Annotated in this window: 14 protein-coding genes; 6 read left to right on the top strand and 8 right to left on the bottom strand. The window is 40.5% G+C overall.

What is annotated here, in order from left to right; all coding sequences use genetic code 11:
* Nucleotides 1-17: 17 nt before the first annotated feature.
* Together betB and BK583_RS15680 are read right to left on the bottom strand one after the other, a co-directional pair.
* Nucleotides 18-1,490: a betaine-aldehyde dehydrogenase gene (gene betB / locus BK583_RS15685; protein WP_055736951.1), complete on the bottom strand. Its 1,473-nt coding sequence runs from the start codon at nt 1,488-1,490 to the stop codon at nt 18-20.
* A gap of 189 nt (nt 1,491-1,679) precedes the next feature.
* Nucleotides 1,680-2,237, bottom strand: a complete 558-nt coding sequence (locus BK583_RS15680; RefSeq protein WP_055736952.1) for a GbsR/MarR family transcriptional regulator — start codon at nt 2,235-2,237, stop codon at nt 1,680-1,682.
* Between the two features lie 56 nt (nt 2,238-2,293).
* Between BK583_RS15680 and BK583_RS15675 the strand changes: the two genes are divergently transcribed.
* On the top strand, nt 2,294-3,238 hold the full coding sequence (locus BK583_RS15675) for a glycine betaine ABC transporter substrate-binding protein (RefSeq protein ID WP_236702438.1): 945 nt from the start codon (nt 2,294-2,296) through the stop codon (nt 3,236-3,238).
* Nucleotides 3,239-3,282: 44 nt separating this feature from the next.
* On the opposite strand, the gene BK583_RS15670 is transcribed toward BK583_RS15675, so the two are convergent.
* The 3 genes from BK583_RS15670 to BK583_RS15660 all read right to left on the bottom strand — a co-directional run bounded on the left by BK583_RS15670 (nt 3,283) and on the right by BK583_RS15660 (nt 7,894).
* A complete protein-coding gene (locus tag BK583_RS15670; protein ID WP_055736953.1) occupies nt 3,283-5,868 on the bottom strand; it encodes an AAA family ATPase in 2,586 nt (861 codons plus the stop codon).
* Nucleotides 5,869-7,209, bottom strand: a complete 1,341-nt coding sequence (locus BK583_RS15665) for a methyltransferase domain-containing protein (protein WP_055736954.1) — start codon at nt 7,207-7,209, stop codon at nt 5,869-5,871. It abuts the gene before it with no gap.
* A 169-nt stretch (nt 7,210-7,378) separates the two neighbouring features.
* A complete protein-coding gene (locus BK583_RS15660) occupies nt 7,379-7,894 on the bottom strand; it encodes a hypothetical protein (RefSeq protein WP_134259187.1) in 516 nt (171 codons plus the stop codon).
* Between the two features lie 109 nt (nt 7,895-8,003).
* Between BK583_RS15660 and BK583_RS15655 the strand changes: the two genes are divergently transcribed.
* Nucleotides 8,004-8,516, top strand: a complete 513-nt coding sequence (locus BK583_RS15655) for a GNAT family N-acetyltransferase (RefSeq protein ID WP_078440214.1) — start codon at nt 8,004-8,006, stop codon at nt 8,514-8,516.
* A 151-nt stretch (nt 8,517-8,667) separates the two neighbouring features.
* On the opposite strand, the gene BK583_RS15650 is transcribed toward BK583_RS15655, so the two are convergent.
* A complete protein-coding gene (locus tag BK583_RS15650) occupies nt 8,668-10,113 on the bottom strand; it encodes an esterase/lipase family protein (protein WP_206698855.1) in 1,446 nt (481 codons plus the stop codon).
* 147 nt (nt 10,114-10,260) lie between these two features.
* On the opposite strand from BK583_RS15650, the gene BK583_RS15645 reads away from it, so the two are divergent.
* From BK583_RS15645 to chrA, 4 genes are read left to right on the top strand one after another with little or no spacing between them, the layout of a single operon-like run.
* Nucleotides 10,261-10,929, top strand: coding sequence for a futalosine hydrolase (locus BK583_RS15645; RefSeq protein ID WP_078440213.1), 669 nt, complete (start codon nt 10,261-10,263; stop codon nt 10,927-10,929).
* Nucleotides 10,898-11,728 (top strand): 1,4-dihydroxy-6-naphtoate synthase, encoded by an 831-nt coding sequence (locus BK583_RS15640; protein WP_055736957.1) that lies wholly within the window; start codon nt 10,898-10,900, stop codon nt 11,726-11,728. Before BK583_RS15645 ends, BK583_RS15640 begins: the two co-directional genes overlap by 32 nt.
* Nucleotides 11,729-11,746: 18 nt before the next feature.
* Entirely contained in the window at nt 11,747-12,319 is a 573-nt protein-coding gene (gene chrB, locus BK583_RS15635) for a chromate efflux transporter ChrB (protein ID WP_274272165.1), read from the top strand.
* Nucleotides 12,316-12,852 (top strand): chromate efflux transporter ChrA, encoded by a 537-nt coding sequence (chrA, locus tag BK583_RS15630; protein ID WP_038477824.1) that lies wholly within the window; start codon nt 12,316-12,318, stop codon nt 12,850-12,852. The genes chrB and chrA overlap by 4 nt, the downstream gene beginning before the upstream one ends.
* 16 nt (nt 12,853-12,868) lie before the next feature.
* Here chrA and BK583_RS15625 read toward each other — a convergent pair whose 3' ends face one another.
* Together BK583_RS15625 and BK583_RS15620 are read right to left on the bottom strand one after the other, a co-directional pair.
* A complete protein-coding gene (locus BK583_RS15625) occupies nt 12,869-13,459 on the bottom strand; it encodes a GNAT family N-acetyltransferase (RefSeq protein WP_055736958.1) in 591 nt (196 codons plus the stop codon).
* A gap of 73 nt (nt 13,460-13,532) precedes the next feature.
* Nucleotides 13,533-14,291: a MerR family transcriptional regulator gene (locus BK583_RS15620; protein ID WP_078440212.1), complete on the bottom strand. Its 759-nt coding sequence runs from the start codon at nt 14,289-14,291 to the stop codon at nt 13,533-13,535.
* Nucleotides 14,292-14,345: the final 54 nt, after the last annotated feature.

The raw sequence follows: 14,345 nt of genomic DNA, 5'->3' as shown, positions 1-14,345 counted from the left end.
CTTTTAGTATTAGTCTTTTAAGATTGAAACCAATTGACTGGTTGTGGCTGTTTATTACGGAAAATGTGTTTCACTTCGGTATATTCTTCTAATCCGATTTTGCCTAATTCACGCCCGAAGCCAGATTGTTTGTAGCCGCCCCAAGGTGCTTGTGCAAAATAAGGGTGGAAGTCGTTAATCCAAACAGTACCCATGCGCAATTTGCTGGCAACGTGTTCAGCTTTATCAATATCGGCTGTAAAGACAGCTCCTGCTAATCCGTAGATCGTATCGTTTGCTTTAGCGATCGCTTCTTCTTTTGACGTAAACGTTTCGACGGTTAATACCGGACCGAAAACTTCCTCTTGCACAATGCGCATATCATGCTTACAGTTTGTAAAGATTGTTGGCTCTAAAAAGAATCCGTTTTTCAGTTCATCGGCATCTGGTCGTTTGCCGCCGACAGCAAGGGTAGCGCCTTCATCTAATCCAATCTGAATGTAACGCTCTACTTTCGATCGATGTTCAGCAGAAATTAAGGGACCAGATTCGGTACTTTCATCAAAACCGTTTCCTAGTTTAATGCGCTTAGTACGCTCAATTAATGCATGAACAAATTCATCATGAATCGACTCCTCAACTAGCAGTCTAGAGCCAGCAGAACATACTTGCCCAGCATGGAAGAAAACGGCATTTAAAGCTTGGTCAACCGCTGTAGCGAAGTCTGCATCAGCGAACACTATGTTTGGGTTTTTACCGCCTAGTTCAAGGGCAATCTTTTTTACATTGCCACTTGCTGCTTGCATGATTTTCTTACCTGTCTCAATTCCTCCTGTAAACGAAACAAGGTCAACATTATGGCTTTCGGATAAAACGGAACCGACTTCTGTACCTGTTCCTAGTACAAGGTTAACAACACCATCTGGGAATCCTACTTCTTCAAAGAACTCAAACACTTTTGCTGTAGTGAGAGGCGTTAGTTCACTTGGCTTCATAACAAGTGTATTTCCTGCTACTAAAGCAGGTGCTAACTTCCATGCCGCTTGAAGTAATGGATAGTTCCATGGTGTAATTTGCGAGCAAACACCGATCGGTTCACGAACAACTTTACTAGTCGAGTCAGGGATAGGGCTTTCAATGATTTCACCGCCATCTTTATCGGCGAGTCCGGAAAAGTAGAAAAATACGTTTGCAATATCATCCATATCGCCTAGACTTTCTTCTAGCGTCTTGCCAGTATCTAACGTTTCTAAATGAGCGAGTTCCTCACGCTGATCTTTAATTTTTTGACCAACAAGACGAACCATTTCTCCTCGTTCACTTGCTGGTATATGTGGCCAATTCCCTTCATCAAATGCCGTTCTTGCTGCATGAATAGCCCGTACTGCATCGTTTTTCGTTCCTTCTGCAGCAGTGGCAATCGATTCTTGATTGAATGGATTAATGATTGAGCGAGTCTGTTGGTTTTCTGCATCTACCCATTTTCCATTAATGAACAGCTGGACGTGCATAGCAAATAACCACCTTTCATTTTGTTTAATATATTTTAAACGATTAATACAAACTAACTCTATCATTGTCTTTTTTTAATGTCAAAGGAAAAGAGCCTGCTGCTGTATCGGATCTTTTTTTCAGCAAGATAAAAAAGATGAATATCCTCAAGCTAGGAAATTCATCTTTACGTACACTATTTGCAGAACTCATTTATTCGCGTCTTTATATTTTTCAACAAGTTCTTTCGCTAGATTACCTGTTCGAAATTGGGTGACAAGCATATCAAGAAACTCATAATAGGCAAGAGAGGAATGGATTTTATCTAAGGTAAATGAAGCTTCAGCGCGAATCTCTTCAGGCACTTTTTCATTCTCAATGAGTTCTTTGTAATAGGGAATAGCTTCTTTTATGGCTGCCATATTGACATCGCGCTCTCGTTCCCAGCGGCGAGTGAAAAAAGAAGTGAAGAACTGGAAGAAGTCCTGTTCCGCTTCGTATAGATCTTTTCGTTCTCCTTTGCGATAAACTCGATGAATGATATTTTCATCTAATAACTTGCGAACCCCAATACTCATACTACCTTTACTCATACCAAGTTCATCCCGAAGTTCATTTAAATTCATAGGGTCGTCACTCAAGTATAGGGTAGCATATAATTGTCCAATGGAACGATTTACGCCGTAAATATCCATTGTATCAGCAATGCCGTCTTTTATAATTGCGTGTATACGATCAAGTTCTTCTCGAGCTTGTTCTTTATCCATGTTTGACGTCTCCTTATCAATAGCTAGATCTTAGGAAAAAGTGTAAGCGTTTTTGTTTGACAGATCAAGTAGCTATGTTACGATTGAATTTAATTCGTTTAAATCGTTCTAAACAAATTTTACAAAAAGAAATGGAGAGATGCAAGTTGAAAAGACGATTTTGGCCAATCATTGCTATTGTACCACTCACGTTAGCCGCGTGTGGTGAGAGTGAAAGTCAGTCCTCATCGGACAAGGAAATTGAATTAACATATGTTGCGTGGGATTCAGAACTTGCATCGAACTACGTTATAAAAGAAGCGTTAGAGCAAGCAGGCTATGATGTCACATTAACTGTTGTAGAGCAAGCCATTATGTGGCAAAGTGTGGCTGATGGGAGTGTTGATGGACACGTGGCCGGTTGGTTACCAGATGACATGAAAGCAGATTATGAGCGTTATCAAGATGAGATTGTCGATTTAGGTGCGAATCTTGAAGGCGCTCGAACAGGACTTGCTGTTCCAACATACATGGAAGTGACAAGTATTGAAGAATTGAATGCTGATATTGTGGCAGAAATAACCGGAATTGATGCAGGTGCAGGGATTGCCATTGCAACAGAAGAAGTAATTGATGCGTATGATCTTGATATTGAGCAAACGCTAAGTACAGATGCTTTTATGACCCAACAGTTGCGAAATGCTTACGAAAATGAAGAGCCGATTGTTGTTACAGCTTGGGAGCCTCATTGGAAATTTAATTCATTTGATTTGCGCTTTCTAGATGATCCGCAAGGGATTTATGCAGAAGAGGGTGAAATTCGAACGATTGTACGAGAAGGGTTAGAAGAGGAAGATCCTGATGCCTTCCGTATTCTTGATCAGTTTTACTGGACAGCAGATGATATGAATGAAGTGATGCTGTTAATTGCTGAAGAGGGGATGGACCCAGAGGATGCAGCAAAGCAGTGGGTAGAGGAAAATCAAGAGAAAGTGAGCGAATGGCTAGAAGGTGTTGAATAGTAGTAGAAGAACAGCCTCTCGAAAAAGAGAGGCTGTTTGGTCATTTACAAACGAGGATCAACGGGATCACTTTCAAGTGCCAATGTAGCGAGAACACATTCGTGCACTCGTTCAACCGATTCGCCAGCAACAAATCGATTAACCGCTTCAATTCCGAGTGAAAATTCTCTTAAGGCGAGCTTCTGCTTTTTAGCGCTGTTCCGTTTTTTCAATCGCTCAAGGTTTTTTGGCTCTAAGTAATCCATCCCATAAATGATATGAAGGTATTTCTGTCCACGAACTTTTATTGCAGGCTGAATGAGTTTACCTTTTTGTTTACAAATAAAGGATTCGGGTTTAATAATGATGCCTTCTTGACCGTCTTCTGTTAGAGCTTCCCACCAAGAGATGACTTCAGCCGCAGAAGTATCCGAATCAATTAATTTCCATTCCGTCTGTACAAATAAAGGGGAGAGCTCTGAAAATAGCTGATTTTGCTCCATATGCCAAGTATGGGGTTGATCAAAGAATGACCGATTACGATGAGCTAACACATGAAAGGGAGCAATTTGTATCCCCTCTAAGTTCTCTACTTCCCAACAATAGTTTTGATAAACTTCTTCAAAGATGTTTGCATGTTTCAGCTTCTTTTCAAATTCACTTACCCATTTAGAGAGGTCATGATCCAAGCTATTTGATAGCAATTTTGAAAGGAGCTGCATTCGATCTAACCGAGCGTTTTCAGCTACATGCGCATACTGTTTACTAATAAGCTCTTTTGCTTTTAAATTCCAAGGCATTATTTCAGCGTCTAAAAGAACAAAATCCGTATGGTGCTCTTCAAAGTAGGACTGTAAATCCTTGTTAAGCTGTTCAAGAATAGCTTGTTCTGTCGTTTTATCAAAAAAAGCTCTACCTTTTCTAGTATAAATAACACCAAGGCTTGGTCGGTCAATATAGGACAAGGCAGCTTCCTTTGTTTTAAACAAAAGCAAAACAGCTCGACTCCCCATATGCTTCTTTTCAGCAACCATTCGTGTGATTCCCTTTTGCTGATAGTAGTCAATGGCTTCTTGTGGGTGTTCTAAATACCCCTCTAACGACGATGGCAATGGTGTTGGACTCATGGTTGGAGGAATGTAGACTAGATCTTCTAATGGTAAAGTGACATGGGATAGGGCGTCAAAAGCTGGTATCACATGTTCCTCCCCTATATGGATGTCACCAAATAACTCAGTGGACGTAGTGTAACCGTGAATGTATTTAGCGATGTTCGGTACAGCAAATCGTGCTTTTTCAAGTTCATGTAATGGGTTGTGATTCCCATTAGAATAGTCGGTTTCGACGTCTACAGATAAGAGATCTCTTTCCGGATAACGAAACGCTGTAAGTTCACCACCAAAAACAGCGCCCTGATCAATATTAAGGGTACCATTTACCGTCATTGCTTTTTTCCGCGGATCATGTCCCCAAATAATAAGAGGGCTCGTCTTATGATGGACGGTCCAGTCTTTACGAATAGGTTTATGTGCGTCATCAAAACCGTCTGTTTCACCATATCTAGCGATATCACTAATCTCATGAGACTGCTTTCCAATCCACTCATCTCGTATGCCTGCATGAACACAGACTGCTGTTGCTACCCCATTTTTTTTCAATACATAATGAGATGGGGCTTTGAGTAATAGGTCTTTTAGCTGTTCTTTTAGCTTTGCTGCTTTCTCAACACCGTGTGCATGTTCGTAGGCAAGAAATTCCTGCTCTACCTTGTCGTCACCATGCGTAAGTTGAACCTGTTTCCCATCTAGCCAACGAGCAATTTTCCAACCATGATTGCTATCAACCATATACGCTAAGCCAGCCTGAATATGGTTATAAAAAAATTGAAGGGTTTGGAGCGATTTAGGGCCACGACTCATGATATCTCCTAATGAGAGAATCTTTCGTCCTTCTGGGTGGATATAAAAACCTGCTGTATTTTGTTGATAGCCTAATTTATGCAAGAGAATAAGAAATTCATCGAAACATCCGTGGATATCGCCGACAATATCTAGTCCTTTGCCAACATCTAATTCAATTGGCGATGTTACTGGACGAATGAGACGAACGGTTTCGTCTTCATAAATGGAATAGGATCTCGCGTAACGCTCTTTTTTTAGGAGGCGAAGCTGTTGCTTAAAGGTTTGAAGTTGCTGCTTTACACGTTTTTTGCCTCTAGGTTCATCACGTTCACTATCTCGAAGAAGGAGAGTGGCTTCCTTTGTATGAAAAACAAGTGTGAGAATAGGGAGATGGTGTGAGCGTGCTATGTTTCGGTAGCGCTCACGATCACTTGGATGAAGGTGGGTAGCGTCCACAATCGTCAACTTGTTTAAGCGACATCTTGACTCAATAATGGCATCCATCGTTTGGAAAGCCTCTGTAGATTGGATTCGATACTGTTCCATTAACGAACTAGCCTCATCTCTTGGACGATTTTTCCAATCAAGAAAGCGTAAGTCACCAACACGTTCACGATAATCATCAGAGCTTACAACTTCAGATGATTTTACTTGTTGGGTTTGGATCCAAGACTGAAGCAACGTCGTTTTACCACTGTTGGATGGGCCGACACAGAGTATAATGCCAGCATAAGGTACATAAACATCCATTTAATCAGTCTCCTTTCTTTGGAAGTGACATAGCTGAGTAGGATGACCAAACTGCTCGTGTTCCTCCCCAATTCCAGTAAACGTTAGGTCGTAAAAGCCAGTATTATTCTCCTTACACCATGTTTGAAACTGATCTCGTGTCCACTCAAAGCGATGATCTGAATGACGGTAACCATCACCCATATTGTAGAGCTGGTTGTACTCATAATTCGGTGTCGAAATGAAAAGTGTATGTGGACGGTAATTTGTCAAGATCATCTTCATCATTTTTGGTAAGCGATATTCTTCAATATGTTCAATCACTTCACATAGGATAATGATGTCTTTATTCTGTAAACGATTATCGTAATAAAATAAAGAACTTCTTATGGGAGTTGGCTGAAGGAAATCCGATTCTTGCGTGCGTTTCGTAAATTGTCTTAACGCACGAGTCATTGCCATTTCAGATGGCTCTACCGCTAATAACTCTTTAATTCCTTTTACATAGCCTAATTTCACTGTTAATTTTCCCTCACCGGAACCAAGGTCTACAACACTCGCTTTTTTTTCTAAGTCGGAGACTTTCTGAATAATCGTTTCATAACGCCTATCGTTTAATCGAATAACCGTTTCTTTTATTGGTTGATCGCCTTTCTGTTGTGTATGATCATAAATGGCTTTAAATCGTAACGCTTTTTCGTAAATATAAGCACGTTCAGGATGATCATCAAGCCATCCTTCTCCATAACGCTTCATTTTATCGATTTCTTTTTCATCAATAAAATAATGTTTATAGTCATCAAGAACAGGGATGAGAACAAATAACTGTCTTATTCCTGTTTGTAGAGTGGTGCGACCTTTTAACGTAATCATTTGAGCCGAGCTTTTTTCCTTTATAGTTAATGGCGCTTTTTGTTCCGCAAAATGAGTACTCACAGAGAAGCCGATGGGTTCAAATAAACGTTTGAGAAGAGATAAACTGGTTGCACTAGCCAATGGTCCGAATGAAAATTCAAACGAAAATGGATGGTCAACCCATGGCAAGTATGGATCCTTTGGCTTTCCATTTAGAGCGGTACCAAGTGCTGAACGAAGAAACGTGCAAAAGATACTGCTCACAGCAAATTCACGATCATTGATATAAGAAGTAATATCAAAGGATCGTGCGCTATTACGAGACAATTCAATTGGATCAGGTGTAACAAAGATGGTCACTTCAACAAAGTTCGTTGAGAAATGCGAAAAAAAGAGCCGAACGAGATGACCATTCACATCACGTTCATATAAGCGGTAAGGGTTTTTTGCAAGCAAATGTGATAAAACGTTAACATGCTCTCCCTCTGCCTTTATCGTTAATTGCACGTCGTTCTCTCCTTTTTTAGTAATCGTATAGCACTATCTTACTATGAAAATATGGAAAAAGGGACAAAATGAAAAAACATGAAGAGAACTAAATGAGGCGGGGTAGATTCCTGAATGAATGATCAAACAGTGCCTTAATCTGTTAAGACACTGAATATGGACAAGGGGACTAGTATAGTTGCACAGAAAAGTTTGTTTGAATCCTTCCAATTGTTTCTTCATGTTCGTTTAGAAACCGTGTGACGATCGCATACTGAATGTCACCTTGACCATGTACCTCAAACGTCTCATCCTCTAGCTCTTCTTCAGTCGAAGAGGAACCGTCAAATGTGACGAGTTGGTGCGAAACGGTGTGTGGGGATTCATAATGGAGAGCGATTTCCATTGTTTCCCTTAATTCAGCTTCATTTAAGGTGTCGCTGTTTTGAACTCTTCCTTCTTCATTTACCGGGGATAAGATAGCTTCATCACAATAATTCCAACAGATAGCAAATGATCTCGCTTCCATTTCTTCATTGTTCGAATTGTAAATAGAAACAATGGGAATTTCGTTCATTAGAGGGTCGGCTACAATCTCATCATGGGAGAGATCATTATTGGAACAACCAGCTAGAAAGAAAAAGAGAATAAAGAATAATCGTTTATTGATCATTTTCACCTTCTTTTCAATTATATGGATATTCATTTAGTTACCCATAAGACGTAAGGAGAAAACAAAAAATATGTATCAAAACCTCTAATTAGTGAATCAATTTGTATTGTTTGATAGAGTGTAGAAGAAAGGTGGAATAGTAATGAGGTGGAAACAAAAATCATTTCAACAGCTAACAACGACGGAACTATACGCTATTATTCAAGCACGAATGGATGTTTTTGTTGTAGAGCAGCAAAGTATGTATCAAGATTTAGATGGTATTGATCTACACGCTACGCATTTGTTTTTATCTGACGAGGATGGTTCAGTCCAGGCTTATGCGCGTTTCATTCCAAGTGGAATCCTATACCGTGAAGCATCAATTGGACGGATCTTGACGAGAAAAGAAAGTCGTGGCAAGGGATTAAGCCATTTATTGATGCAACAAGCCATGACGTTTTTACTAGAGGAACAAAAAGAAACTGCTATACGTTTACAAGCGGAATACTATATACGAGCTTTGTATGAACAATATGGGTTTATTCAAGTGTCAGAGATTTTTATAGAAGATGGCATTGAGCACGTGTATATGGTTTTAAAAGATGTTCATGCCTATCATAAGATGAAACGTTCTGTGGAGAGCGGCAAAGACACAACGACGAAGATGTTATAACAGATACAATAAATGCTGTTCAACCTTTGGGAGAAGCGCAGTCAATTGAAATTTAAAAGGGGGGCGAGACCATAACTAGAGTCACAATCTTGCCCAAGGAAAGCATCAACTTTTATTTTCGATAGAGCTAGTCGTTTCAAAGAAGAAGAGGTTAATGAAATACATTTCCCTTTTTATCAATAAAAAGGTGATCCACAACGGTTCGCTCAAACGGCGTTCCATCCTTTGTTATGCCGTTGTAATCCGTGGTTATCGTTTGTGATGTGTTGCTCTTCATTGGCAGATGGAACGTGTGAAGAGCGTCAAGAGTTGCATCTTCAACATGAAGCTGATCATTTATATGAACGGAGTAGGTGACATCAGCTGGGGTAGCATCGAATGCATGCACAACGTCTTCTTCAAGTTGAAGCGTACTGGTTAATCCTCCTTCAATGGATGCCACAGCGAAGTAACCGCCTGCTGTTGTGCTGTTCATTTCTATTGTCCATGTTCCGCTTTCTGGTTGATCCAATTCAATGAAATGACTATAAGCGCCAGCAAAGATACTTTGCTCGTGTTCTTTTTCAATGGCTTCGACAGGATGTTCATCGCCATTGGGAGAGATGAACGTTACGTTTTCTAGTGATTCGTGGGCCAAGACTGAAAATGTAACGGTTTGGATCTCGTCTTCCAGCTGAAATGGTTGGGTAGCAGTACCGTTTAATTCACCACCACGAATGATTGTTCCATAGTCTGCTTGCCGTGTTTCAACCATTTGCTCATTATTGGCAAGACGAGGTTGTAAGTAGCGAAATACTCGATGGCCTTCCGCAATGGCGTAATGATCAAGGGAAAGGGATGCCAGTTCATTTGCATAAGAGAGTCTAGAACTGTCAACTGTAACTGCACCATCGTTCGTGCCATAACTATTTAAATAGACACCGCCGAAATAAAGAGATGTGCCAAAAGAGCCCCATGAGCGACCTGATAGTGTCTGAAAGGGAACAGAATGGGCACCTACAAGTCGATCAGTTTGATTTCGAAAAGCAGCCATCGTGCCTGTTCGCAATGAGTCTGTACCAGGAGAGCGCATGCCAATAATACCTGCGAGCCAGCCAGCCCAATTACTATAGGCTAAGTTAGCTAATTGACTTCCATGATGTGGCGTGCCTAGGGTAAAGACTTTTGAAACATAGCGTTCAGCACCGTAATGGAGGAGCGCTGTTTGTATATCAACGCCACCTTTACTATGACCGACAACGATCATTTTTTCGCCAAAATGGTTATACATTTCGGCTAATTTATTGGCGAGCATTTGACCATTATCCCAATAGGATTGATCAGGGTAGAGGTTAATAAAGGCGGCAGGATGACCTGCATCCCGAGCTTGTCGGTACATATCATTTGGCTCAAACCAAGTTGCTCCTGAGCCAGTTAAACCATGTACAAATAAAATAGGACTGCCTGTTTTTACATGAGGCGCATCGCCTATGTACCAAGTGCCAGGCGGTGCAGACGGATCGGGTTTTCCTTTACTAAAACCATAAGAAAGATTCGGTTGCATAAAGAAGAAAACAAGGATAACCGTTAAAAAGATCAAACTTATTTTTTTGATCATTTTACTCACCTCTTCCAAAGAATTACTAAAAGCGTATGCGTTAGAAAGAGGGAAATGTCTGATTTTCTTACATTGCATTCCTTCAGCGTAGCAAAGAATTATATGCTATACTAATTTGTTAGAATCGTTAGAAAGGCTTGGTGCTACATGTTGGATAAGCTTCCAGTCTTACTTGCTGTCTCTGTAGAGCAAGAAAAAGAAGCATTGGAACAAGGGTTGGGAAAACAATCGACGATTGAAGTAATTGTTTGTGGGGTTGGTTTTGCAGCAGCAGCAGCGAATACAGCAAAGCAACTCTCAACAAAGCCTTACCGAGGTGTGATAAATATTGGAATTGCCGGTGGTTTTCCGAAGCGTGCTGCTATAGGATCGATTGTGGCTGCATCTAGTATTATTGCTCCGGAAATAGGTGCAGAATCTCCAGAGGGGTTTATTTCTATTGATGAGTTAGGGTTTGGAACACAAAAACAACAAGCGAGAATTGATCGTCAGCTTGTTGGGAAATTAAGCCATTCTTATCACGTACATGAAGGAATCATTTTATCTGTGCTAACAGCAACAGGCACAGAAAAAACATATTTGGAGAGAGAAAAGTTAGGTGCCATTGCTGAGGCGATGGAAGGATACGGAGTCGCAGCCGCAGCCAAATCATTTAATCTACCTTTCTCAGAATTACGAACCATTTCAAATGAAGTAGGTGTTCGTGACAAATCAAAATGGAATTTCCCACTTGCTTTTAAAGGGATTAAAAAAATTGGTCAAACGATTAAGGAGGTTGAACAAGATGAATATTGCCTTTTCTCCGTGTCCGAATGATACATTTGTTTTTTATGGCTGGGTACATGGAAAAATTGAAGGTGCACCACCTTTAGACGTTACATATGCGGACATCGATAAGACGAATTATTGGGCAATCGATCAAACGGGACCTAACGTGATGAAAATTTCGTATGCTGCGTTACCTTATGTATTAGATCACTATCAACTCATCCCAAGTGGTGGCGCTTTAGGAAGAGGTTGTGGTCCACTCGTATTAACAAAGGAAAAACAATCCATTAAATCTCTTGAAGGTAAGACGGTGGCTGTGCCAAGTGATCGTTCAACAGCGTACTTATTATTCCGTCTTTGGACTGCGCAAGCACTGACAAACAATACAATGACGATAAAAGTTATGCCGTTTGATAAGATTATGCCAGCAGTAAAAGACGGTGTTGTTGATGCTGGATTGGTCATACATGAAGCTCGATTTACTTATCAGGAATATGATTTATGTTTGTTACAAGATCTAGGAGAATGGTGGGAAGAAGATACTGGTTTTCCAATTCCATTAGGCGCCATTATTGCAAAACGTTCATTAAATAAAGAACAACTTACTCATTGGGCAACAGCGTCAGTAGAATATGCCTGGCAGTCACCAGAAGAGACGAAGGCGTATGTGATGAGCTATGCACAGGAGCTTTCAAGTAAAGTTGCTCAAGCTCATATTGATTTATACGTAAATGAATTTACTAGAAACCTTGGTGAGCGTGGTTATGAAGCAATTGAAAACTTGCTAGGACGAGCGATGGAGCAAGGGCTTGTTCCTACATTTGATCTAAAGAAAATTAGAAACTAACGAAAAGGGAGAATCAAAGTGGCGTATAAACAACTGGCATTAGCAATGTTTCGAACAGGTGTATTAGGATTTGGCGGTGGTCCTTCTGTCATGCCGCTTTTTAGGCATGAAGCAGTTCAGACATATAAATGGATGAGTCATGATGACTTTGGGGAGACCTTAGCAATTGCGAATACGCTCCCCGGGCCAATTGCCACAAAAATGTCTGCTTATTTAGGCTATCAGCAAAAAGGTTGGCTAGGAGCCATATGGGCAACCCTTTGGCACATTCTTCCGACAAGTATCGCCATGATCTTGTTGTTTTCGGTAGTCGATTTAATAAGTGATTCACCAGTCATAGCAGGAATGATTGGTGCTGTGACACCAGTGATTGCCGTGCTGCTCGGGCAAATGGCGTATGACTTTGGTAAAAAAGCAGTGCAGGGCTTCGGCTGGCTCATGGGAATTGGTACGTTTGTTTTAGCATTTGTGCTCCTTCAAGGACTAAATATTCACCCAGGGTTTGTTATTATTGCCTTCATTATTTATGGCTTATTTCACTATCGTCTAGTTGATAAATGGCGTAAGCGGCAGCAAGGAGAGTCAGAATGATTTATGTCTATCTATTTTTCGCCTTCTTCATTGCCAATTTATTAGGGTACGGGGGCGGACCAGCATCTATTCCACTTATGTTTGAAGAAGTCGTTAACCGTTTTGGGTGGTTGTCGAGTGAAGAATTTAATAATGTACTTGCTTTAGGAAATGCACTCCCTGGTCCCATTGCGACAAAGATTGCTGCATATGTTGGTTTCAGTGTAACCGGTTGGGGAGGGGTGGCTGTAGCGCTTGCCGCAACCATTGTTCCATCTAGTGTTGCTGTCATATTATTAATGAAGGTTTTGCAAAAATATCGTCAATCTCCTGTTGTGAAGGGACTTTCTTTAGCGGTACAGCCTGTCATTTGTATGTTAATGTTGCTTTTAACTGTTACCATTTTTAATGATGCGCTCCAGTCGATTGGGTGGATTCAGTCCATTGTGATTGCGGCAGTCGCTTTTCTGTTACTAACAAAGCTAAAGGTTCATCCAGCCCTTGTAATCGTAATGGCGTTTGCATATGGAGGGATTGTCATTCCATTTTTATAATGAAAAAAATCGACATTCAAGAGAGTGTCGATTTTTTTTGTGTAAACGTTGATTGGAATAATACGTAAATACAGGTGTCGGCATAACCAGATGTGATGGTAGCACGCTCATTTTCCTTTAAAATGGCTTCTAACGAAAACCCTAGCTTTTCTGCTAAAGCACGGCTCTTTTTATTAAAAGGGTCACAGCGTAGTTCCAATCGATGAACGCTTAATTGGTGAAAAGCAAAAGGAAGTAAAGGTTGGATTGCTTCGAACATATAGCCTTTTCCTTGAAATCGTACATCAAGCCAATAGCCAATTTCTAAACGTGGAACGCGCCATTTAATCTCATGGAAACCGACAGAACCGGCAAAAGAGAGTGTATCTTTTTCAAATAAGTGAAACCGTAAATCTGTTAAATCAAGAAATTGTTGATGAGCAAATTGCACCGCGTCTTCTGCTTGAGAAGAGGACACCATTTGATTCACCCACGGTAACCACTTCACTAATTCTTGTTTAGAGAACTGTACAGACTCATATAGTTTATCCCCATCACCTTTCATGGGAGGACGAATAAACAGTCGTTCCGTTTGAAAAGTTGGTAAAGACGGAGGGTATCCATTCATGATTTCTAGCCTCCATTATGATCAACGTCCTTAAACATATGCTGGAGGCGACTTGGCTTATGAACGACTTTTCTTATGGAATTAAGGTGTTACGAATTGCAGTTCGTAAAATGGATGCCGCATTGGATGCGATTCCATCGTAATAGCGTTTAAAGCGCTCATCTTCAAGATATAAATCTGCTAAGCCGATGTGCTCTTGTTCACTGTACGTAGACCATGAGAACATAATCCACTTTTTGTGAAGTTGCGTAATCTCCTGTTCTGTTTCTTTCGTAATAATCGAGGAATTGGATGCCTCACGCAATTGCTCGGTTAATGCTTTTTCTATTTCTTGCCTCTTTAAATAATCCGATTCTGTTAGCTGTAAGAGGTGGTTATTGGCTGCATCAACTGTGTCATCTCCATATTCCTTACGTATTTCTATTCCATAAAGCGTTTCATTTTCCTTAATTTGCTGCCGTTTAAAAGCAGCGAATTTACTCTGATTCGACATAGGTTCTCCTCCCTTTGCAGACTCAATAGTTTGCTCGAGTATTTGAAGAAGCTGATTTAAACGATCTCGCTTTTGTTCCAAATGATGTTTATGTTGTAGTAAAGTCTTTTCTATGCGAAATGTATCCTCATTCATTAGCGTAACAATTGTATCTAGACGAACATCAAGCTCCCGGTAAAATAGAATATGTTGCAAGCGATCCACTTCCTTTTGACCATAAATCCGGTATCCAGCTGAATTCATTCGTTTCGGTTTAAGCAAATCAATTTCATCGTAATAACGGAGTGTTCGGCTGCTAACGCCAGCGAGGTTCGCTAATTGCTGAATGGTATATTCCACCTGTTCGCCTCCTTTCTTATAACGATCATAATGGTTGACGTTACGTGAAGGTCA

It is taken from the genome of Shouchella oshimensis, from assembly GCF_002019765.1.
In the GTDB taxonomy this organism is placed as follows: Bacteria; Bacillota; Bacilli; order Bacillales; family Bacillaceae_D; genus Shouchella; species Shouchella oshimensis.
The sequence above is the reverse complement of the archived record's forward strand: the minus strand, read 5'-3'. Positions and strand labels throughout refer to the sequence as shown.